The sequence below is a fragment of the Pseudomonas sp. 2822-17 genome (assembly GCF_002742485.1).
Taxonomy (GTDB): domain Bacteria; phylum Pseudomonadota; class Gammaproteobacteria; order Pseudomonadales; family Pseudomonadaceae; genus Aquipseudomonas; species Aquipseudomonas cyclaminis.
Genome location: NZ_LJRZ01000385.1, coordinates 1 through 297, shown reverse-complemented (window position 1 = coordinate 297; position 297 = coordinate 1). Strand labels below are relative to the sequence as shown.

The window sequence follows — 297 nt, the reverse complement described above, 5'->3', positions numbered from 1 at the left end:
GATGATCGAGATCATGAAACACCATGACCATAATCCCGCTTTCTTTTTCCGAATCAAGCAAAGGTAGTTGAATCCTTGACGCAATATGATAGCTTAAAACGCCATCCATCCTGCCACCATCTGTCACCACACCGCCACGTAATGCCTCTTCAAGAAACTCTGGTTTTACAAGGGTTATATCTAAACCAGGAGATGCATTTGGCTCGTAAATTAATTCTTTAGAATCGTCGAAAAGTAGAATACTAAACTCCCTTTGACTTAAGTTCGGTTTCAATGCCTCCTGCGCTTCTTCATGAC

At 41.8% G+C, this 297-nt stretch carries 1 protein-coding gene; it reads right to left on the bottom strand.

What is annotated here, in order from left to right; all coding sequences use genetic code 11:
• Positions 1-297 (bottom strand): hypothetical protein (locus tag AOA60_RS32655; RefSeq protein ID WP_158235031.1); only part of this gene is annotated, 297 nt, incomplete at both ends.